General features: G+C 66.8%; 21 protein-coding genes. 6 read left to right on the plus strand and 15 right to left on the minus strand.

All coding sequences use genetic code 11. The features are described from left to right. Position 1: 1 nt before the first annotated feature. From CHB74_RS04895 to CHB74_RS04930, 8 genes are read right to left on the minus strand one after another with little or no spacing between them, the layout of a single operon-like run. Positions 2 to 1,153 (minus strand): acyl-CoA dehydrogenase family protein, encoded by a 1,152-nt coding sequence (locus CHB74_RS04895; protein WP_089218485.1) that lies wholly within the window; start codon positions 1,151 to 1,153, stop codon positions 2 to 4. 3 nt (positions 1,154 to 1,156) lie between these two features. Further along, positions 1,157 to 1,909 (minus strand): enoyl-CoA hydratase family protein, encoded by a 753-nt coding sequence (locus CHB74_RS04900; protein ID WP_089218486.1) that lies wholly within the window; start codon positions 1,907 to 1,909, stop codon positions 1,157 to 1,159. 14 nt (positions 1,910 to 1,923) lie between these two features. After that, complete coding sequence (locus CHB74_RS04905) at positions 1,924 to 3,015, minus strand: NAD(P)H-dependent flavin oxidoreductase (protein ID WP_089218487.1); 1,092 nt, start codon at positions 3,013 to 3,015, stop codon at positions 1,924 to 1,926. Continuing rightward, complete coding sequence (locus CHB74_RS04910) at positions 3,015 to 4,196, minus strand: lipid-transfer protein (protein ID WP_089218488.1); 1,182 nt, start codon at positions 4,194 to 4,196, stop codon at positions 3,015 to 3,017. The genes CHB74_RS04905 and CHB74_RS04910 overlap by 1 nt, the downstream gene beginning before the upstream one ends. Continuing rightward, positions 4,193 to 4,651: a Zn-ribbon domain-containing OB-fold protein gene (locus tag CHB74_RS04915; RefSeq protein WP_089218489.1), complete on the minus strand. Its 459-nt coding sequence runs from the start codon at positions 4,649 to 4,651 to the stop codon at positions 4,193 to 4,195. The genes CHB74_RS04910 and CHB74_RS04915 overlap by 4 nt, the downstream gene beginning before the upstream one ends. After that, complete coding sequence (locus CHB74_RS04920; RefSeq protein WP_089218490.1) at positions 4,648 to 5,457, minus strand: CoA-transferase subunit beta; 810 nt, start codon at positions 5,455 to 5,457, stop codon at positions 4,648 to 4,650. Before CHB74_RS04920 ends, CHB74_RS04915 begins: the two co-directional genes overlap by 4 nt. Before the next feature lie 10 nt (positions 5,458 to 5,467). Further along, positions 5,468 to 6,361 (minus strand): CoA transferase subunit A, encoded by an 894-nt coding sequence (locus tag CHB74_RS04925; protein WP_245842631.1) that lies wholly within the window; start codon positions 6,359 to 6,361, stop codon positions 5,468 to 5,470. Then, positions 6,358 to 7,263 carry a VOC family protein gene (locus CHB74_RS04930; RefSeq protein ID WP_089218492.1) on the minus strand — a complete coding sequence of 302 codons (906 nt, stop codon included), beginning with the start codon at positions 7,261 to 7,263 and terminating at the stop codon, positions 6,358 to 6,360. The genes CHB74_RS04925 and CHB74_RS04930 overlap by 4 nt, the downstream gene beginning before the upstream one ends. A gap of 310 nt (positions 7,264 to 7,573) precedes the next feature. Between CHB74_RS04930 and CHB74_RS04935 the strand changes: the two genes are divergently transcribed. The 6 genes from CHB74_RS04935 to CHB74_RS04960 are packed head-to-tail and all read left to right on the plus strand — an operon-like array spanning position 7,574 to position 15,173. Then, the gene (locus CHB74_RS04935; protein WP_089218493.1) at positions 7,574 to 9,982 is read left to right on the plus strand and encodes a CaiB/BaiF CoA transferase family protein; all 2,409 of its coding nucleotides are present in this window, start codon (positions 7,574 to 7,576) and stop codon (positions 9,980 to 9,982) included. A 26-nt stretch (positions 9,983 to 10,008) separates the two neighbouring features. Then, entirely contained in the window at positions 10,009 to 10,431 is a 423-nt protein-coding gene (locus tag CHB74_RS04940) for a Zn-ribbon domain-containing OB-fold protein (RefSeq protein WP_089218538.1), read from the plus strand. Positions 10,432 to 10,433: 2 nt separating this feature from the next. After that, positions 10,434 to 11,591 (plus strand): thiolase C-terminal domain-containing protein, encoded by a 1,158-nt coding sequence (locus CHB74_RS04945; RefSeq protein WP_089218494.1) that lies wholly within the window; start codon positions 10,434 to 10,436, stop codon positions 11,589 to 11,591. Then, positions 11,588 to 12,526: an alpha/beta hydrolase gene (locus tag CHB74_RS04950; RefSeq protein WP_089218495.1), complete on the plus strand. Its 939-nt coding sequence runs from the start codon at positions 11,588 to 11,590 to the stop codon at positions 12,524 to 12,526. The genes CHB74_RS04945 and CHB74_RS04950 overlap by 4 nt, the downstream gene beginning before the upstream one ends. A gap of 38 nt (positions 12,527 to 12,564) precedes the next feature. Next, positions 12,565 to 13,854: a CoA transferase gene (locus CHB74_RS04955; RefSeq protein ID WP_245842633.1), complete on the plus strand. Its 1,290-nt coding sequence runs from the start codon at positions 12,565 to 12,567 to the stop codon at positions 13,852 to 13,854. Then, positions 13,848 to 15,173: an amidohydrolase family protein gene (locus tag CHB74_RS04960; RefSeq protein WP_089218496.1), complete on the plus strand. Its 1,326-nt coding sequence runs from the start codon at positions 13,848 to 13,850 to the stop codon at positions 15,171 to 15,173. The genes CHB74_RS04955 and CHB74_RS04960 overlap by 7 nt, the downstream gene beginning before the upstream one ends. Here the strand turns inward: CHB74_RS04960 and CHB74_RS04965 are convergent. The 7 genes from CHB74_RS04965 to CHB74_RS04995 form a co-directional block, all read right to left on the minus strand. Continuing rightward, positions 15,140 to 16,105, minus strand: coding sequence for an enoyl-CoA hydratase/isomerase family protein (locus tag CHB74_RS04965; RefSeq protein ID WP_089218497.1), 966 nt, complete (start codon positions 16,103 to 16,105; stop codon positions 15,140 to 15,142). The two genes, CHB74_RS04960 and CHB74_RS04965, sit on opposite strands and share 34 nt — an antisense overlap. Further along, complete coding sequence (locus CHB74_RS04970) at positions 16,102 to 16,869, minus strand: enoyl-CoA hydratase/isomerase family protein (protein WP_089218498.1); 768 nt, start codon at positions 16,867 to 16,869, stop codon at positions 16,102 to 16,104. Before CHB74_RS04970 ends, CHB74_RS04965 begins: the two co-directional genes overlap by 4 nt. Then, the gene (locus CHB74_RS04975) at positions 16,870 to 17,181 is read right to left on the minus strand and encodes a DUF6285 domain-containing protein (protein ID WP_089218499.1); all 312 of its coding nucleotides are present in this window, start codon (positions 17,179 to 17,181) and stop codon (positions 16,870 to 16,872) included. 85 nt (positions 17,182 to 17,266) lie between these two features. Beyond that, positions 17,267 to 18,415: a phosphotransferase family protein gene (locus CHB74_RS04980; RefSeq protein WP_245842635.1), complete on the minus strand. Its 1,149-nt coding sequence runs from the start codon at positions 18,413 to 18,415 to the stop codon at positions 17,267 to 17,269. Beyond that, the gene (locus tag CHB74_RS04985; protein ID WP_089218501.1) at positions 18,396 to 19,409 is read right to left on the minus strand and encodes a DUF7064 domain-containing protein; all 1,014 of its coding nucleotides are present in this window, start codon (positions 19,407 to 19,409) and stop codon (positions 18,396 to 18,398) included. Before CHB74_RS04985 ends, CHB74_RS04980 begins: the two co-directional genes overlap by 20 nt. Positions 19,410 to 19,607: 198 nt before the next feature. Then, positions 19,608 to 20,090, minus strand: coding sequence for a VOC family protein (locus CHB74_RS04990; protein ID WP_089218502.1), 483 nt, complete (start codon positions 20,088 to 20,090; stop codon positions 19,608 to 19,610). After that, on the minus strand, positions 20,077 to 20,847 hold the full coding sequence (locus tag CHB74_RS04995; RefSeq protein ID WP_089218540.1) for an SDR family oxidoreductase: 771 nt from the start codon (positions 20,845 to 20,847) through the stop codon (positions 20,077 to 20,079). Before CHB74_RS04995 ends, CHB74_RS04990 begins: the two co-directional genes overlap by 14 nt. Between the last annotated feature and the right edge of the window lie 68 nt (positions 20,848 to 20,915).

A 20,915-nucleotide genomic window follows, 5' to 3' on the forward strand; every position in this document is an offset into this window, starting at 1 on the left:
CTTACCTCGGCAGGCCGAGCAGACGCTCGGCAATGATGTTGCGCTGAATCTCGTTCGATCCGGCGTAGATCGGGCCGGAGAGCGAGAAGATATAGCCTTCCAGCCATTCGTTGAGGCTGCCATCGGCATTGGTGCGGAGTTCCGCCGCCGCGCCGAGCAAGCTCATCGACACGCGATGCATCGCGCGGTCGAGTTCGGACCAGAAGATCTTGTTGAGGCTGGCTTCGGCGCCGATATGGCCGCCCGCCTGGATGGTCGACGCGACCATATAGGTGTTGAGCGCATAGGCCTCGGCATCCGCCCAGGCCTGCGTCACCGCCTCGCGCGCCGCCGGCGACGCCGTCGCCGCATGCTGGCGATAAAGCTCCACCAGCCGCTTGGCGGTCGCCTGGAAGCGGGCAGGGGAGCGCAGCATCAGGCCGCGTTCGAAGCCCGCCGTGGCCATCGCGACGTTCCAGCCTTCGCCTTCGCCGGCGATGCGGTTTTCCACCGGCACGCGCACTTCATCGAAGAAGATTTCGGCAAAGCCGGTCTCGCCATGCAACTGGCGGATCGGGCGCACGGTGACGCCCGGCGAATTGAGCGGCAGCAGGATGAAGCTCAGCCCCTTGTGGCGCTTGCTGTCCTGATCGGTGCGGAACAGGCCGAAGCACCAGTCGGCAAAGGCCGCGCGGCTCGACCAGGTCTTCTGACCGCTGATCACATAATGATCGCCGTCACGCACGGCGCGGCTGCGGATCGCCGCCATGTCGGACCCGGCATTGGGTTCCGACCAGGCCTGCGCCCACATGATCTCGCCCTTGGCCATCGGCGTCAGGAAACGGGCCTTCTGCTCGTCCGTGCCATATTCCATGATGGTCGGGCCGAGCAGGAAGATGCCGTTCTGGTTGGCGCGCAGCGGCGCCTTGGCACGATAATATTCTTCTTCGAAGATCAGCCAGCGGATCAGATCGAGGTTGCGGCCGCCATAGGCTTCCGGCCACGTCACCATGCCCCAGTTGCCGGAGGCGAGCGTGCGTTCCCACTCGACATGCTGGTCATAGCCTTCGCGGCCTTCCAGCGTCTTGAGCGGGGTCTTGGGGACGTTCGCCTCCATCCACGCGCGGACTTCGGCGCGGAAGGCGATCTGTTCGGGGGTGTAGTTGAGATCCATGGCTTAGAACTTCGCCGCCTGGCCCTTGTCGTGGACGAAGGCGTCGCGCGACTTCTGGCTGTCTTCGTGCATGTACATTTCGAGCGTGAAGCCCTGTTCCCAGCGATAGCCCTGATCCACGTCGCGCGGCTCCAGGCCGTTCAGCGCTTCCTTGGCGATGGTCAGCGCCTTGCGGCTCTTGCCGGCGATCACCGCGCAGAATTCGCGCGCCTTGGTGACGAGCTGGTCGTTGGGCACCACCATCTCGACCGCGCCGAGGCGATAGGCTTCCTGTGCGTCGATCTTGCCGCCGGTGAAGAAGGCGGCGCGCACCTTCTGGATCGGGAACATGCGCTGCAGGTGGCTCGCCCCGCCCATCGCGCCGCGATCGACCTCGGGCAGCGAGAAATAGGCGTCCTCGGCCGCGATCACGACGTCCGACGCGCCGCAGATGCCGATGCCGCCGCCGATCACGAAGCGGTGGACCGCCGTGACGACGGGCAGCGGGTTCAGGTGGATCGCCTTGAACGTGCGGTAATTGCCGCGGTTCAGCTTGGTGATCAGACCCGGATTGGCCTGCATCTCCTTGATGTCGACGCCGCCGCAGAAACCCTTGCCCTCGGCGCGGATCAGGATGCAGCGCACGTCGTCGCGCAGACCCATGGCGGTGATGTGTTCGGGCAACTCGTTCCAGCCATCGGAATCGAGCGCGTTGACCGGCGGATGGTCGATGATGATCTCGCCGATGCGGTCCTCGACATGGGTGCGAATGGGCATGGTTCTGTCTCTCCTCAGGCCGCGGCGTTGGCGGCGGCGGGGGCGCCGGTCAGCGCGGCGATGTGGGCGCGGGCCTCGCGCTCGATGTCGGCGATCAGTTCGGCGCAGGTCGGCAGCTTGTTGATCCGGCCGCCGACGACGCCGGTGGCGAGCAGGCCGTTTTCGATGTCGCCTTCGACGACGGCCTTCTGGATCAGCGTCGGCGCGGCGGCGGCGAGCATCGCCTGCATGAAGCTAAGGCCGCCATGGCTGGTCATGCCCTTGGCCGCCTGGATCATCTCGCCCCAGCTGGCGCCGGTGCGCTTCTTCATTTCGAGGCCGCCTTCCATCGCGCGCAGCCACATGCCGATCGTGCCGGAGCTTTCGATCTTGTCGAACAAGGGCGTGCGGACCATGCGCTGCGGCAGACCATCGATCTTCTTGGTGACGATGATGTCGTCGGTGCCGGCCTTCAGATAGACGTCCTTGGCCTTCTGCGGCAGCGGGCTTTCCTGCGTCATCAGGAAGCGCGTGCCCATGGCGATGCCGACAGCACCGAAAGCGAGCGCGGCGGCGAGGCCACGGCCATCGGCGAAGCCGCCGGCGGCGATCACCGGCACCTTCACCGCGTCCAGCACCTGCGGCAGCAGCACGGTGGTCGGCACGGCGCCGGTATGGCCGCCGCCTTCACCGCCCTGCACGGTCACCATGTCGACGCCGAGTTCGACCATCTTCTGCGCGTGCTTCACCGCGCCCACGGTCGGCACGCAGAGGATGCCGGCGTCCTTGAAACGCTGGATCATCTTCTTGTCCGGCCCGCGGCCGAAGCTGACGGCGCGCACGCGATCCTTATTGGCGATGACGAGATCGACGATCTCCGACGCGCCCGGCTGGAACATGTGGAAGTTCACGCCGAACGGCGCGGTCGTCGCTTCGCGGACGATCTTGATCTTCTCGGCCGCTTCCTTGGGCGTCATCACCGCGACGCCAAGGAAGCCGAAGGCGCCCGCGTTGGTCGACGCGATCACCAGCGACGGTTCGGCAACCCAGCCCATCGCGGTCTGGATCACCGGCACGCGGCAACCCAGCCGCTCGGTCAGAATGTTGTTCAGGGGGTCGTAAGCCATCAACGCACCACGATAACGGACGAGCCATGGCCGAACAGGCCCTGGTTCGCGGTAATACCAACCTTGGCGCCTTCGACCTGGCGGGAACCCGCCTGACCGCGCAGCTGCCACGTCAATTCACACACCTGCGCCAGCGCCTGCGCCGGCACGGCTTCGCCGAAGCAGGCGAGCCCGCCCGACGGGTTGACCGGGATGCGCCCGCCGATGCGGGTTGCGCCCGAACGGGTCAGCGCTGCCGCCTCGCCGCGTGCGCACAGGCCGCAATCCTCGATCCAGTCGAGCTCGAGCGCGGTCGACAGGTCGTAAACCTCGGCGACCGAAACGTCCTTCGGGTCGACGCCGGCCTGCTCATAGGCCTTGGTCGGCAGCGCCGAACGGAAGCTCAAGGGCGCGGCCGCGACCGCGCTGTCGGTGGCGAGATCGGGCATTTCGACCAGCGCCGACGGGAAGCTCGGCGTCACCGTCGAGATCGCGGCGATGCGCACGGCATCGCCCTTGCCGATCTTCTTCGCATAATCGAGGCTGCACACGATCAGCGCGGCGCCGCCGTCGGACGTGGCGCACACGTCCATCAGCCGCAGCGGATCGGCCACCATCGCCGACGCGGCGACGTCCTCAGCCGTGAACTTCTTGCGATAGCGCGCATATTCGTTGGTGAAGCCATGTTCGGCATTCTTCACCTTCACCAGCGCGAAATCGTCCTGCGTGTCGCCGTAGATTTCCATGCGGCGGCGCGCATAGAGCGCGAAATAGGTCGGGTTGGTGATGCCGACGCGGAAGCGAACCCAATCGGGATCGTCCGGGCGTTCGCCCTTGGCCGGGGCCAGGAAGCCCTTGGGCGTGGTATCGGCGCCGACGACCAGCGCGACCTCGCAATCGCCCGACAGGATCTTGGTGCGGGCAGCCGCCAGCGCCTGCGAGCCGGAGGCGCAGGCCGCGTAGGAGGTGTTGACCTCCGCACCCTGCCAGCCGAGCGCCTGGGCGATCGTGGCGCCGGCGACATAGCCGGGATAGCCGTTGCGGACGGTGCCGCCGCCGGAGATGAAGCGCACGTCGCGCCAGTGGATACCGGCGTCACGGATCGCCGCCTGCGCGGCTGCGACACCATATTCAGCGAAGTTGCGGCCCCATTTGCCCCAGGGGTGCATGCCGACGCCGATGATCGCGATCTCGCCGCTCATTGGCCGGCTCCTTCCACGGGCTTCCATTTCCAGGTGAGCTTGCCTTCCGGCAGCGTCGCATCGGGAATGGTTTCGAGCACCAGTTCCATTTCCATGCCGGCCTTCAGGCTTTCCACGCCGACGCCTTCGACGACCTGGCCGAGCACGACCATCTTCTCGCGCTCAAGCTCCACCGCTGCGATGGTATAGGGCACGAAGGGTTCGGCCGCGATATAGGGTTCGGGCGGCTTGTAGCAGGCGTTGGTGAACGACCAGACCTTGCCGGTGCGCGAAAGCTCGACCGTTTCGAACTGCGAGCTTTCGCAGTCCGGATTGCGGCAGAAGGTTTCGAGCTTGGGGAAATAATAGGTCCCGCAGCCCGAGCACCGCGTGCCGATCAGGTGCGGCGCCGCGCCGGCGGTGGTGAACCAGCCGTCGAGGACGGGGACAGTTGCCTGCGCGGCGCCTGCACTCATGCTACGGACTCCTTGGCGATCGCCGGGGGATTCCCCTTGATGACGGTCGCACGATGGTTGTGCGGGTCAAGCTTGGCGATGATCGCCAGCTGTTCCTCGGTCGGCAGCGGCGTGGTCGGCAGATCGCCGTCCACCTGCAGCTCGAAGCCGGTGGCTTCGCGCACCTGCTCGATCGTCACGCCCGGATGGAGCGAGATAACGCGGATCGCGTTGTCCTTGCCGCCGAAATCCATCACGCAGAGGTTGGTGACGATGACGCGCAGATCGACGCCCGAATAGTTGCCGCCCGGGATGCGACGCGCGGGGTTGTAGCCCACGCTCGACACCATATCGACCTCGCCTTCGACGAACAGTCGCTTCGAGTGGAAGGGCACGAACATCGAGTTGATATGATAGATGCTGTTGCCGGGGAAACCGCGCGCGCCGAGCATCTGGGTCTTCGGCTGCTGGTAGCTGCCGCCCAGATAGGACAGGTTGGTCTGCCCGAAGCGATCGATCTGCGTGGGCGAAACCATCGCGTGGCGACGGCCGGTCCACACCGCGGAATCGAAGAAGCGCGAGAAGGGCAGGTAACCCGCCGCCTTGCGATCGTCATAGCCGCGCGGGCCGACGGGCACCGGCTCTTCCACCAGATAGGCTTCGCCGTCGGTCATCATCAGCTGCGGGGTGTGCGTCAGCTTGGCGAGGCTCGCGCCGAGGCGCGGAACCGGGCCGATGCCGGTGGCGACGACTTCACCATTGCCGCGCCATGCCTCGGAACAGGCGACGATCAGCAGTTCGGCCAGCGAACAATCAGAAACGCTCATGCCTTGGTCCTCAGAAGATCGGGAGGGGCAGCTGGGCCACCTTCTCGGCGCCGCCCACGGCGGCCAGATAATGGGCTTCGTCGGGACCGATCACTTCGGCCATATACTTGTCCCAGCCGCCTTCTTCGGCGGCGCTGGCGGCATAGGCCTTGAAGTGGCCCATGTCCCAGCCATAGCTCGGCGGCAGCGATGTCGGGTGCGCGCCCTGCGGGATTTCGACCACGCCGGTGACGAAGCAACGCTCGAACACGTTCGCCTTGGCGTCGTCCGGATAGCTGAGGTCCATCCGCTCGACGACTTCCTCGGCCGAGACATAGGTCTTGGCGGCGGCCTTCGCGAACCACTCGTCATAATAGGTGTCGGGGCCGAGCGCCTGGACGTTACCGCGATGATCGACGCGGTGGACGTGGATCAGCGCCGCATCCAGCTTGAGCGCCGGCATCGCCAGCAGCACTTCGCCGTCGGCATAAGGCGACTTCACCGTCTCGAAATTGCCATAGGTGGCGATGTCCGTGCCCAGGCCGACGCGGGTCGGCAGGAAGGGAAGCTGCATCGCGGCGGCCTTCAGGCCCCACTGCAGCATGCCTTCGTCCAGCTCCAGAATGTCGGGCAGCTGGCCGGATTCGCGGGCCTTGCGGAAATAGGGTTCCAGCGGGATCGCATCGAGCGAGACGAAGCCGAAGATCAGCTTCTTCACCTTGCCGGCCGCGCACAGCATGCCGACATCCGCGCCGCCATAAGCGACGATGGTGAGGTCCTTCAGCGAAGACCGGAGGATGGCGCGCACCAGCGCCATCGGCTTGCGCCGGGGGCCCCAGCCGCCGATGCCGATCGTCATGCCGTCCTTGAGCTGGCCGACGATCTCGTCGACCGTCATGCGCTTGTCGAATGTCACTTCAGTCACTGGCCGAAATCCCATTTGTGGCCCCACAGGTCTTCCTTGATGGTGAAGGTGGGGGTGAAATTGTTCCAGTCGGGGCGGATGCCGCCATAACCATATTCGATGTCGAAGCCGGCCGGCGTACGCATGTAGAAGCCGACCATCTTGTCGTTGGTGTGCTTGCCCAGCGTCGACGAGATATGCGTGCCGGCCGCCAGTGCGCGATCGAGCGCGATGCCCACTTCATCGAGCGTGGCGACCTCGACCATCGTGTGCACCATGCCCGAAGGATTGGGGAACTGGGCAAGGCCGATCACATGGTGGCGCGGGCCGCCGGCGTGCAGGAAGTGCATGCCGATGCCGGGATCTTCCGGGCCGCCCTGCAGATAGACGCGCATCTCGTCCGAATTGGCGAAGCCGAGATGATCGACATAGAAAGCGCGCGTCTCGTCGATATTCGGGGCCGGCAGCACGGCATGGCCGAAGCCCATGTCGAGATCGCCGTCCATGGTGACGAAGCCGTCCACCGCTTCCGGCGAGACGAACGGCGTGCCGGCGACGATGTGGCCCCAGCCGATTTCCAGCGGGTTGCCCGCCGGATCGACGCAGCGGAACATGTCGTGGAAGCCGCGCGCCTTGGCTTCGGCGGCGCTGGCCTTCTCGACCGCGACACCCGCCTTTTCGAGATTCGCGAGCGCCTTTTCCCAATTCGCGCGGGTCGCGCATTCCAGGCCGCTGGCAAGCAGCTTGTCCGCATCATGCGCTTCGATCCGGAACCGGAACGTGCGATGATCGAGGCGGTAGAGCAGAACGTCTTTCTCGTTCGATTCCGTCCGCATCATGCCGACAACCGATTCGGCGTAACGCGTCCAGGCATCGAGATCGCGGGCGCCTACGACAAGATAGGCGAGCGAATGTACGGCCATGCCCTCAACACTCCTCTTTATCCGCCGCGCTGGCGGCGGCGTTGCACGGGATCGGCTGTATCGGTGGGGCACGCGCATTTCAAGCGGTCTTCGTGGCGAAAATCGGCATGCGATTGCGCATATGGTCACTCGCGCTGCCAAAAACGCTCTCAGTGCGGAGTGATGCCGCCCAATGACGCGGCAATCCGCTTGCCAGTTGACAGTGCGTGGCTTTCAAGGTGAATTGGATTCATGTTGGCGGTTCGGGTGATCTCCCGCGTCGCGCGCAACGGCCATCGCGAAGACGCGGGGCGATGATGAGGAGAGCTTAATGTCCGGCGTTCTCGACGGCCTCAAGGTGCTCGATCTGTCCTGGGGGATAGCCGGGCCGATGACGGCGATGCTATTGGCGGATCATGGTGCGCAGGTAACGCGGATCGAACGCCCGGAAGGCGATCCGTTCTCGCACATGCTTGGCTACAAGGTCTGGAATCGCGGCAAGCGCAGCGCCGTCCTGAACCTCAAGGACGCCGGCGAGAACGCACTGTTTCTCAAACTCGCGGCCGATGCGGACGTCCTGATCGAAAGCTTTTCGCCCGGCGTCACCAAGCGGCTGGGCATTGATTATGACACGCTGGCGGCGATCAACCCGAAGCTGATCTATTGCTCGATCACCGCTTATGGCGAAGGCACGCCCGATCAGGATCGCAAGGGCTATGATGCGCTGGTTGCGGCGCGGGTCGGCCTGCAGTTCGAACAACGTGGCTATGCCGAAGGTGCGGTCTGGCACATGACCGGCCGTGAAAACCCGTTCGTCGAGGCGGCCGACATCCAGCCCGAATGGGTGCAGGGCGCGGATCGCGAAGGGCCGCTGTTCGTCTCCTCGCCATGGCCGTCGCTCGGCGCCTTCTTCTCGGCATCGACCGGCGTTGCCGCCGCGCTCTTCGCGCGCGAGAAGACGGGGCGTGGCCAGAAGGTCAGCACCTCGCTCCAGCAGGGCGCGATGGCCTGCGCGGCGGGCGTGTGGCAGCGCATGGAGGAACCGGACGCGCCGGGCTTCAACACCTGGATCCTGAGCTCCAAGTCGCCCAAGGGCCATTTCCAGTGCAAGGATGGGCGCTGGGTGCATAATTGGGTGCCCAATCCGCGCTTCATCCTTGGCGCGTCGGCGGGCGACACGCTCAACGCCTCGCCCGATCTTACCGTGCAGAACGATCCCGATCGCTTCGGCATCGGGCCGGAGGAACTGCTGGTGATGGCGCATTATCAGCCAATCCTGCAGGACGCGATTTCCAAGTTCAGCGCGGCCGAATGGGTGGAGGCCGCGCGCGTCGCCGAAATGACGATGCAGGAATGCCGCTCGCTCGAAGAATCGCTCACCGATCCGCTGCTGATCGACGATCGTTGCGTGACGACGGTGGACGACCCCGAACTGGGGCCGATCAACCAGGTCGGCATCACCTATCGCCTGTCGAACAGCCAGGGCGCGGTGCAGGGGCCGGCGCATGCGCGCGGCGCCGATACCGGCGCCGTGAAGGCGGAAGCCGCAGCGCTGCCCGATCCCGTGGCCGCGACCGCGAAGGCGCCGGCGGGCGATGCCCCGTTGAAGGGCATTCGCGTGCTCGATCTCGGCCTTGCCATCGCGGGGCCGTTCGGCTGCCAGCTGCTCGCCGATCTTGGCGCGGAAGTGATCAAGATCAACGCGCTGTGGGATACCTACTGGCACAAGAACCACATCGCCTACGTCGCCAATCGCGGCAAAAGCTCGATCGCGCTGATGCTTAAGCATCCCAAGGCGATGGCGATCCTGAAGGAGCTGATCGCCAGCGCGGACGTGGTGCAGCACAATATGCGCTACGATGCGGCCCAGCGGCTCGGCATCGATTATGAAACGCTGTCCAAGGAACATCCCCGGCTGATCTATTGCCACACGCGCGGGTTCGAAAAGGGGCCGCGCATGGGCCTGCCGGGGAACGACCAGACCGGCGCCTGCCTGGCGGGCATCCAGCATGAGGACGGCGCGATCCATGCCGGCGGCAAGCCGATCTGGAGCCTCTCGTCGCTCGGCGATACCGGCAACGGCTTCCTGTCGGCGGTCGGCATCCTCAACGCGCTCAAGGATCGCGAACGCACCGGCAAGGGGCAGTTCGTCGATACCTCGATCATCAACGCCTGCCTTCTGAACACCAGCTACGCCATTGCGAAGCCCGATGGCGCGGCGATCCCCCGGCCGCGGCTGGACAAGGATCAGACCGGCTTTTCCGGCCATTACCGGCTCTATCAGGCGCAGGATGGCTGGGTGCAGGTGGCCGCCGTCAGCGATGCCGAAAAGGCGGCGTTCGACCGGCTGGCCGGCGATGACGCCGCTGGCTTCTTCGCCGGGCGCACGGCGGCGCTGGCGCTGATGGCGCTGGCCGAAGCCGGTGTTCCAGGCGAGCTTTCGGACGATCGCTACTCGCTCGGCCTGTTCGACAATGCGCTGTTCAAGCAGCGCAACTGGACGACCGAATATCATGATCCGGCGGTCGGCAAGCTGGAACAGGTGGGGCTTACCTACGAACTGTCGGGTACGCCCGGTGTGATCCAGGGGCCGCCGCTGATCGTGGGCAAGGATACCGCCGCGATCCTGCACGGCCTTGGCTATGACGAAGCCGGGATCGACGCGCTGGCCGGGGAGGGCGCGATCGCCTGCGATCCGCCGCGCGCCACGCAGCAGCAGATGAAGAGCCCCTGGCAATGACCGGGGCCGCGATGAAGGAGGGGGCCGTGAGCGACGTCAATCCCAATCCCAACCGTCCGGATCCGATCATGACGGTGGACGGCGCACCATTCTGGCGGGCCGCGAACGAAGGGCGCTTCGTGGCGCAGAAATGCGGCGGATGCGGCCGGCTATGGCATCCGCCCCGGCCGATCTGCCCCGAATGCCGCAGCAAGGACCGGCAGGAACAGCCATTGTCGGGTCGTGGCACGGTGATCAGCTGGGTGATGCCGATCCACCCGCCGGCCTTCGGCTTCGATCAGCCGCCGGTGGTGGCGTTGGTCGAGGTGGAGGAGGGGCTGCGCTTCGTCACCAATGTCGAAAATGTCGCGCCGCAGGACATGCGCTTCGGCATGAAGGTGGAAGTCGCTTTCGCCACCACGCGCGGGGGCCACAAGATCCCCGTCTTCCATCCGGCGAAGGAGGGCTGATCATGGTCGATCGCAATTCGCAGGCCGCCATCGTCGGCATCGGGCAGACCGAATTTTCGCGAAATTCGGGGCGTTCCGAACAGCAATTGATGGCCGAAGCGGTGCTCGCCGCACTCGACGATGCCGGCATTGATCCCAAGGACGTCGATGGCTGCCTGACCTTCGATCTCGATCATTCGGACGAGGTCGATCTCATGCGCAACCTCGGCTGCCGGGAGATCAAATATACGCTGCGCACGCCCCAGGGCGGCGCGTCCTCCGTCACCACTCTCGTTCACGCCAAGAAGGCCGTGGAATCGGGCTTTTGCGACGTGATGGTGGTGTGGCGCGCGATGAACGAGCGTTCCGCCTATCGCTTCGGCCAGCCCAATCTGCAGATCCAGCCCAATGGCAAGAGCAGCACCTTCATCGAATGGTGCATGGCCTATGGCGCGCAGACGCCGGCGGTGTGGGAGGCGCTATCCTGCGGACCCTATATGAACCGCTATGGCGTCACGTCGGAAGATCTTGGCCGCATCGCGGTGCTGCTGCGCCAGAATGCCGCGACCAACCCGAACGCCTGGTTCTATGGCAAGCCGATCACGCTGGAAGACCACCAGAATTCCAAGTGGATCGTGGCGCCTTGGCTCCATCTGCTCGATTGCTGCCAGGAATCGGATGGCGGCGTTGCGCTGGTCATCACCCGGATGGATCGCGCGCGGGACACCAAGAGCCGGCCGGCGCGCATCCTCGGCGCCGAATATGCCTTCCTCAACAATCACGAGATCATCTCGGATTATTATGAGGGCGACCTGACCGATCTGGAGGTTTCGCGCCGCGTGACGGAACGGCTCACCAAGGCCGCCGGCATCTCGCCGCGCGAAACCAATGTCGCGATGATCTATGACAATTTCACCCCGCAGATCCTGCGCCAGACCGAAGGCTTCGGCTTTTGCGGGCGGGGCGAGGCCAAGGATTATATCCGCGACGGCCATATGGATCTCGACGGCCGCACGCCGCTCAGCCCCAATGGCGGGCTGATGGGCGAAGCCTATATCCACGGCATGAACAACATCACCGAAGGGGTCCGCCAGTTGCGCGGGCTGGCCGCCAATCAGGTGAAGAATGTCGAGACCGTGTTCTGCGCCTCGGGCGTGGCGGGCGCGATCCTCGGGCTGTGAGCGTCGAGACCCTGCGCCTCGACGTCGGCGCGCTGGTCGACGGGGGTGAGCCGATCACGCTCGCCCTCGACGTCCACGTGCCGGCGGTGCTTGCTTCGCGGCCGCTGCTGTTCTGGTGCGTGCCGGGCGGTGGCGTGTCGCGCAATTATTATGATCTCGGCGATCCGGCGGGCGAGGGGGGCGATTTTAGCTTCGCCGCCGCGATGGTCGCGGCGGGGCATATCGTCGCCACGATCGATCCAGCGGGCGTTGGCGAAAGCACACGCCCGGCGGACGGCTATGCGTTGACGACGGAGATCGTCGCCGAAGCCAATATCCGCGCGCTGGCCGAATTGCGGCGCCGGATCGCGGCCGGCAAGGTGGCGGGGCTTCCGGCCCTGGCCGATCTGCCGACGATCGGCACCGGCCATTCGGCGGGCGCGATGATCGGCGTCGTCCATCAGGCGGCACGGCGCGATTTCCATGCCATGCTGCTCTTCTGCTTCGGCACGGTCGGCCTGCCCGAATATCTCGACGATGATATTCGCGCCGCGCTCGAAACGCCCGATGGCGGCCGTTCACGGGTGGTGGAATTTGCCCGCGCGCGCTTTGGCGATCAGCCCTATCTGCCCGCACCCGTGCATGACAAGGATACGCCGTCCGGCCGCGCGCTGCGGCAGGTGATGGATCGCGTGCTCGCCAATGTCGGCACGCATGCGATGATGCCGGGCAATGTCGTTCGCGAACTGGGGCAGCTGGACGTGCCGGTATTCCTGTCGGTCGGCGATCGCGACATGACCGGGCCGCCGCACCTGATGCCGCGTGATTATGGCAATTGCCCCGATTTCACCCTCTATGTCGTGCGCACGTCGGGCCATCACGTCTTCGTCGCGCCGGGCGCGGACCGGCTATATGGGCGCATTCTGGGGTGGGTTGATGGCTTGACGGTCGACTGAGGCTCGCCTCGCGCCGTCGATCCGGGCATGGTCCACCCGTGACTGCCGATAGCACCGCCGCCGAACGCGCCCGCGCGCTGCTTGCCGATCTCGGCCGCGCGGATGCGGTGCATGGCGGGGGCGATCATCCCGCTTTTGGCTGGCGGCGCGCCGGGCTGATGGCAGTGACGGGAAAGGCGGATGGCCCGCCGCTGATGTGCCCGGCCGCGCTCACGGTTGCGGCGGACGCTGCCCTGCTTGCCTTGCGCGCGCTGGCGCCTGCTGCCGATCTTCCGGCCAGCGGGGCGCTGCTGCTCGGCGAACGCGCGCGCCTGATGGGCCTGCGGCGCGGCGGGCGAAGCTCGGCCAATGGCTCGTGCCGGATCATCGGCGCAGCCGACGGGGCGTTTGCGCTCAACCTTGCCCGTGACGATGATTGGGGGCTGATCCCGGCCTGGCTGGAGGCCGGCGCCGGCGATTGGGGCGCCATTACCGAAATCGCCGCCCGCCTGCCGGTGGCGCCGCTGGTCGAGCGCGGGATCCAAATCGGCCTGCCCATCGCTTGCGCCATGCCGGCACCAACGGGTGCACACTGGTTTCATGCCTCGGTTCCAATGCCCTGCCGCAGCGGAGAAAGGCCGCTGGTGGTCGATCTGTCGCCGCTCTGGGCGGGGCCGCTGGCGGCATCGTTGCTTGGTCGCGCCGGTGCCCGGGTGATCAAGGTGGAAAGCACCCGCCGGCCCGATGGTGCGCGCTCCGGCCATGGCGGATTTTACGATCTGCTCAATGGCGGCAAGGAAAGCGTGGCCCTGGACTTTGCATCGGCCGATGGGCGTGCCGCGCTCCAGCGCCTGATCGCGCGCGCGGATATCGTGATCGAAGGATCGCGGCCGCGCGGCCTTGCCCAGCTTGGCGTGGACGCGGCGGCGGCCGTGGCGCGCGGGACGATCTGGGTATCGATCACCGCTCATGGCCGCGACGGGGCCGCCGCCGATCGCGTCGGTTTCGGCGATGACACGGCTGTGGCGGGCGGTTTGGCCAACGCGATGCAGGAGGGTTGGGGGGAGCCGCTCTTCGCCGGCGATGCGATCGCCGATCCGCTGACCGGCCTTCATGCCGCGCTCGCCGCGCTCGCCGCCTGGCGTAATGGCAAGGCACGGCTGATCGCCTTGTCGCTGGCTGGCATCGTGGCGCACGCGATCGGGGCGGGCATCGCCACCGGGGCCCAACTGGCCGAATGGCAGGCGATGGCCGATGCGGACGATGCGCCACTCTATCCGCTGCGCGCGCCGGGGCCGCCGGCCCGGCCGCTGGGGGCGGATACGGCAGAGGTGCTGGGGGAATGCTGATCCAGGATGCCGATCTGGGCGGGGCGATCGTCGATGTGCGGCTGGCCGATGGCCGGATCGCCGAAATCGCACCCTTCCTGATGCCGCATTCGGGGGAGGCAGTGATGCCGGCGGCCGGCGGGGCGCTGCTGCCGGGGCTGCACGATCATCACATCCACCTCAACGCCACGGCCGCCGCGATGGCATCGTTGCGCTGCGGGCCGCCCGACGTGCGTTCGCTGGACGAACTGGCAGCCGCGCTGGCGGGGGCGCCGGGTACCGGCTGGCTGCGCGGCATTGGCTATCACGACAGTATCGGCCCGATCGATCGCAACTGGCTCGACACCCATGGCCCCGCGCGGCCGATCCGCATCCAGCATCGCGGTGGGCGGATGTGGGTGCTCAATAGCCGGGCGATCGACCTGCTCGGCGGCGGGCCGGCGGATGGCCGGCTGGTCGACGGCGATAGCTGGCTGGCCGATCGGTTGCCCCGCGATCCGCCCGATCTGTTGCCGGTCGGCGCCGCGCTGGCCCGGCGCGGCGTGACCGGGCTGACCGAGGTGACGCCGCGCAACGGCCCCGACGATCTGGCGCGCTATCTGGGGGCTGGCTTGCCGCAGCGCCTGGTCGTGATGGGGCGGCGGACGCTCGATGGGCAGAACGGCGTGGGTGCGGTGAAGCTGCATTATCACGACCACAATCTGCCGGGCCTCGATCAACTGGTGGTGGAGGTGGCGGGCGCGCATCAGGCCGGCCGGCCGGTCGCCGCGCATTGCGTCACGCTGGCCGAACTGATGCTGGTGCTGGCCGCGATCGAGGCCGCCGGGCCGCATCCCGGCGATCGGATCGAACATTGCGGCGTCGCGCCGCCGCACGCGATCGAATGGATCGCCCGGCTGGGGCTGACGGTGGTGACGCAGCCTCATTTCATCGTCGAGCGGGGAGCGGCCTATCTGGCGGAGGTGGACGCCGCTGATCTGCCCTTCCTGTATCCGCTGCGCTCGCTGCTCGACGCCGGCATCCGGGTGGCGGCGGGCAGCGACGCGCCCTTCGGCGGCAGCGATCCCTGGGCGGCGATGGCGGCGGCGGTGACGCGTCCGGCGGGCCTGCGCCCCGATGAGGCGATAACGGCGGAACAGGCGCTGGCGCTCTACACCGGCACGGCGGCGGACCCCGGTGGCTCCGCGCGGCGGGTGGCGGTGGGCGAGGTGGCGGATCTCTGCCTGATCGATCGGCCATGGGCGGCGGCGCGGCGCGACCTTGCGGGCGTTCAGGTGCGCGGGACGTGGGTGGGCGGCGCCATGGCCTATTCCGCGATGGCGTCCACCAGCCCCCATTGAAGCGCGAGCGCGGCCGGCACCCGTCGCATCGATAGCGCCATCTGCGCTGTCCGCTGCCGGCCGATCCGGCGGGGCAGACTGACGGTGCCGCCGGCGCCGGGGATCAGCCCATATTGGAGTTCGGGCAAATGGAACCAGGCATCGGGCGTGCAGGTGAGGCGGTGGGCGAAGGCCGCCATCTCCACGCCGGCGCCGATCGCCGCGCCCTGGACGTGAACCGTCAGCCGATCGGCCAGCCGCGCCAGCCGGTGCGCGGGCAGGCGGAGCGAGCGGACCCAGTGGGCGGTGGCGGGATCGGCAGCGAGGCCGAATTCCGCGACTTCACCGCCGGTGGAAAAGCAGCGGCCGGCGGCGGCAAGGTGGACGGCCGGGCGATCGGGATCGGCGAGCGCGAGATCCAGCGCCTCGGCCAGCGCGTCGCGCATGACGACGTCGATCGCGTTGCGGTTTGCGGGGTGGTTGAGGGTCAGGTGGATGGTGGCATCGTCGGGGCGATCGATGATGATCAGCGGGGCGTTGCTGGCTGCCGGCTGCCGGCGGGTGAAGGAAAATTTTTTGAATTCAGTGCCTTGCTGGAGCGTGGCGTAAGCGAAGCTTTCGGCCGTGAGGTGTGCGGTAGCGTCCAGGCCCTCCGCAGCGCGCAGGTGCTGGACGAGGACCATCGCGGCGATCGGCGTGGCGCGGATGTTGCGGGCGATGGCGGCGAGATCGGCGGGATCGTCGAGCACGGTATCGCAGGCCGGGCCAAGCGGGCCGGCGCCGAGGCCGATGACCGGGCAGGGCAGGCCGCGCAGCCAATCGGCATGAAGCGGATCAGCGCCGTCGAGCGCGATGGCGAGATAGGGCCGATCGCTGTGCGGGCCGAATTCCTCCGCCAGCGGCATCGCGGCGGCGAGCGCCGCGAGGCCATCGGCGGAGAGAATGTCGGTCATTTGCCCTTGGCGAAGAAGGCGTCGAGCGCGGCCTGCACGTCGGGCTGGGCGGCGGAGCGGGCGATGCCGCCGGCTTCGACGGCAAGCTGATCGGCAAGGCCATGGCCGGGGCTGGCGTGAAGCTGGCGCTTGAGGACGAACAGGGCATCCGACGGCAAGGCGGCAAGCTGCGCGGCCACGGCCGTGGCTTCGGCATCGAGCGCATCATCGGCGACGACGCGGGCGACAAGGCCGAGCGCCTGCGCATCCTGGGCGGAAAGAACGGGGCTTAATGCCATGATCTCGAACGCCTTTTGCCGGCCGACGAGGCGCGGCAGGAACCAGGTCGCGCCGCCATCGGGGGTGAGGCCGGACTTGAGATAGGCGGAAACGAGCTTCGCCGACTGGCCGGCGATGACGAGATCGGCACCGAGGACGAGGCTGAACCCGCCGCCCGCCGCCGTGCCGCCCAGCGCGACGACCAGCGGCGCGCGCGAGGCTTGCAGCCGTTCGATGCCGAGGTGGAAGAGCGATGCCATTTCAAGGACGTGGCGTTCGGCGCGGTGCCGGTTGGCGACCATATCGGCGAGATCGCCACCCACCGAAAAGACCGGCCCATCGGCGCGCAAGAGGATGACGCGGACGCTGGCATCGGACTGGATATCGAGCGCGGCGGCGGCGAAATCCTCGAGGAATTCGAGATCGATCGCATTGCGGCGCGCGGGGTTGGCGAGGCTGAGGCGGGCGATGCCGCCGGCGATTTCAAGGGTGACGCGATCGGACATTCAGGAACGGTGCTCCGGTGCAAGATGATCGGGCTTGGCGATCGCGACGCGCGCGACCGTGCGGTTGAGGATGCGGGCGAAGGTGGCATCCCAATCACCATCATGATCGCCCGCGCGGATCGCGGCGACAAGAGCGGCTTCATCCTCGTCGGCGAGCGGTTCGCCGCGAAGCTCGCGTTCGACCATGGCGAGGATGTGGGTGCAGACGAGCGACTGGTAACGATCGCCGCTTTCGAGCCGGGGACCGAGTTCGCGCAGGAAATCGGACACGGCCGAGAGGAGATCGGCGGTGGAGGGGCGGTAGTGGCGCATCAGCGGGTTCCCCTGAACATGCGATACCGGCTTCCGCTGCGATGACGATCAGGGGCTGACGGGACGAAGCGGTGCTGGCCGGCCATCAATCATAGCTCCCCTTCAGCGTCATCAGCAGATCATATTCCATGAGCGCGGTGTTGCGGCCGCAGACGGCGTAGGCGGGTGAGCGGCGGCCATGGGCGAAGCCGTGGGCCTGAAGCACGTTGAACATCGCCCAGCGGATCAGGCCGAAGCGTTCCCACCAGCGGATTTCATCCGCGTCGAGGCGCGGGCCGCCGGCGGAGGCATAAGCGGCGATGAGATCGTCGCGGGTGCCGAAGCCGCCGGCATGATCGGCATTGCGGCCGAAGCGCCAGGAGCGCGTGCAGAGCCAGCCGAGATCTTCCACGCCCGAGCCGAGATGGCTGCATTCCCAATCGAGCAGCGCGGCGAGCCCCGATTGGCCGACCATGAAGTTGCCGTTGCGGAAATCGCCATGGACCAGCGCGCGCGGCCGCTGGGGCGGACGGTGTGTTTCCAGCCAGCGCAGGCCGAGTTCGAGCGCGGGATGGGGTTCATCGAGCGCATCGAGCCGCAGCCGCATGCCCGCGACGGGATCGCCGGATTCGGGAATGTCGGCGAGGAAGGCGAGGGGGTGTTGTGTGCTGCCATTATCGTCAGCGTCAGGCGAGGGTGGGTTGGCATCGCTTTGTTGTCGTTGCGCTTCGGCTGCTTGCGATCCCAGCCTTCGCTGGGATGACGGAATGGGCTGGGATGATGCACCACGGCGGGATGATGGCTCGGTAGAGGCGGGCGGCACGTCCAGCCCGTGCAGCCGCACCAGTGCTTCGGCGAGCTGGACGAGCAGGGCGGCGCGATCATCGCGTTCGATGAGGCGGCGGGGCAGGGTTTCGCCGGCGACGAAGGCAGTGACGAAGCCGGGGCCGAGTGCGTCCTGGCCATCATATTCGAAGATCGGTTCGGGCACCGGCACGCCGGCCGCGTGGACATAGGCCGTCAGGCGGAATTGCTGGCCGGGTGACAGGAAGGGGCTGGCTTCGCCGGTGAAGGTTTCTTCGCGCGAGACCAGGCGGCGGCGCGTGCCGCCGCCTTCGACCAGATCGAACAACAAGGTGCGGTTCGACCCGCCGAGCGTGGCCTGCACGACATTTTCGACCGAGGTGCCGCCACCGAAGCGGCGGCGAACGGCGGCGGCCAGCGCTATGGCAGGATCAGAGCGGGTATCCGGCAAGGCTTCCATCCTCCGCAACGCGCTCGATATATTCGGTCATGCCGTAACCCACCACGCCATCCCAGGTGAAGCGGGTATGGCCTTCGGCGATGCGGCTGAGCAGTTCGCGGCCCTTTTCCTCCCGCCGGTTGCGCAACGGCGCAAGCGACAGCACCTCGCCCCGGATTTCGGCGGTGAGGCCGGTTTCGGTGCGCACGATGATCCGCATCGCCGCCGGATCCTGCTGGTCGGTCCATTCGGTGATCGCGTCGAAATCGGTGATCTCGTGATATTGGCCGTCCATCAGCAGCACGCCCGAACGGCGCGTGCGGCCGTCTTCGCCGGCAATGCGGTGGATCATGAAGCCGCGTCCATCGGGGAAGGCGGCCAGGAACAGCCGATACCAGATGATGTTGGTCCACCAGCGCGGGCCCCAGCTATGATCGCGCCAGCCATGGCCGTTGATGGGGAAATGTTCGTCGCCGATGGTGAAATGGCCGGTGGCGGCGATGTGCTGGTTGAAATGGCCGAGCGAGAAATCGCGGCCATACATGGTCTGCACGTCATCGCGCACGGGTTCGCCGCCATGCTGGGGCGAGATGGTGGTGAGCTGCCACGCCAGCGAGCAGGGCAGGCGCGGCGCTTCCGCAAACAGTTTTTCAGGCGTGCGCAGATCATCCGGGTTGGTGACGATGAACACGTCGCCTTCATAAGCGGCATCGAGGCGGCGCATCGGTTCGACGACATCGAAGCGCAGGCCGCCCGCATCGAAGGCGAGGTTGTTTTCGATGCGCGGGCGGCTGAAGCGGACGGCGATGCGGCCATCGGGCAGATAGAGGCAGACCGACAGTTCGGCGCGGCCTTCATTGACCCGGTTGCCGAGCCGGAGCCAGCCGCCGACGCCGGTTACGGCATCGAAGGCGTTGGCATAGGTGCTTTCGTTGAAATGGGGTTCGGGGCCGGCGGGGTGGGGAAATTCGTCGGCCCGGTCGAGCCGGAAATCGGCTGGGTTCATGCTGGCATCCCTCCGTGATTTCATCTTTTTCTCGTCATTCCCGCGTAGGCGGGAATCCATATCCTCAAGCCGTGCCGCGCTTCGTCGACCGCAGAGTTTATGGATCCCCGCCTGCGCGGGGATGACGATTGAGGTGGGTTCCCACTCTCAATGAATCAGATTCACCTTAGGGTGCCAGCCAGCCGAGGCCAAGCCTGATCACGCCTCCAGCGGTTGATAAAGCTCGATACGGAAGCCGTCGGGATCGATCAGATAGGTTACCCGGCCGTAGAAAAGCGGATTGGGCGAGGTGGTGATCGGGGGCGAGACGAAGCGGTATCCCCGGGCCAGCAGATCGGCATAGATGCCGTCGACATCATCGACGACCACGGCGAAATGGGCGGCGCCGGCATTGCCGTTGGCGGGATCCACCACCACGCCGGCATTGGTATATTCGAGCAGTTCGAGCAGCTGGTCCGTCCGGCCGAAATTGAGGAAGGCCTGGCGGACCGAGCAGCCCGGATAGCCGGTGACCTTGCCGACGCCGGGGCCGGTGCGATCCCACGGGCCTTCCAGCGTGACATCGAAGATGCCCGTGTAGAAGGCGATCGAGCGATCGAGATCGGCGACCGTCAACCCGACATGGTTGAGGCCGCCGATGCGGATGCGGCCCGTGGGCGCGGCGGCGTCAGGCAACGCCATGCGCCTTGAGGATCGAGAAGAAGGGCGGGACTTCGCCGCCGCCATCGACTTCCCACGCGGCGCCGTTGACATAGCCCGCATAGTCCGACGCCATGAACAGGCAGGCCGACGCGATATCGTCGCCCGAGCCCAGCCGGCCGATCGGCTGGTTGGCGATGATCTGGTTCTGGATATCTTCCGAGCCATAAGTGGCGGCGGCATCCTCGGTCCCGATCAGGCCCGCGATGATCGCGTTGACGCGGATCTTGGGCGCCCATTCCTGCGCGAGGCTGCGGGTGAGGCCGAGCAGGCCCGTCTTGGCCGCGGCATAAGCCGACGTGCCCGGCGACGGGCGGACCGCCGAGACGCTGGCGATGTTGATGATCGAGCCCTGGCCCGGCGCCTTGGCGAGCCACTGGTGCGCCGCGCGGCTGACATGGAGCGGGGCGAGCAGGTTGAGCGCGATGATCGATTCGGAAAAGCGCGGGCTGGCGGTGGCGGCATCGGCATGGGGCGAACCGCCGGCATTGTTGATGACGACATCGACATGGCCATGTTCGGCGCCGATCGCTTCGAACATCGCTTCCACCTGATCCGCCTTGCGCACGTCGCAGGCATGGAAAGTGGCGGGAATCTCATCCTCCGGCGGGGTGCGGCCGCAGGTGACGACCTTGGCCCCCACCTCCGCAAAGGCACGCACGATATCGCGGCCGATGCCGCGGCTGCCGCCCGTGACCACCACCACCTTGTCGTCGAAACGCAGACGCCGCTCGGCCAATTTCACTTCCTTCATGCATTCGGGTTTTGTTGACAATGAAATCACGATAGATGAAGCGCTGCGACAGG

Source organism: Edaphosphingomonas laterariae (assembly GCF_900188165.1).
GTDB classification, from domain to species: Bacteria; Pseudomonadota; Alphaproteobacteria; order Sphingomonadales; family Sphingomonadaceae; genus Sphingomonas_E; species Sphingomonas_E laterariae.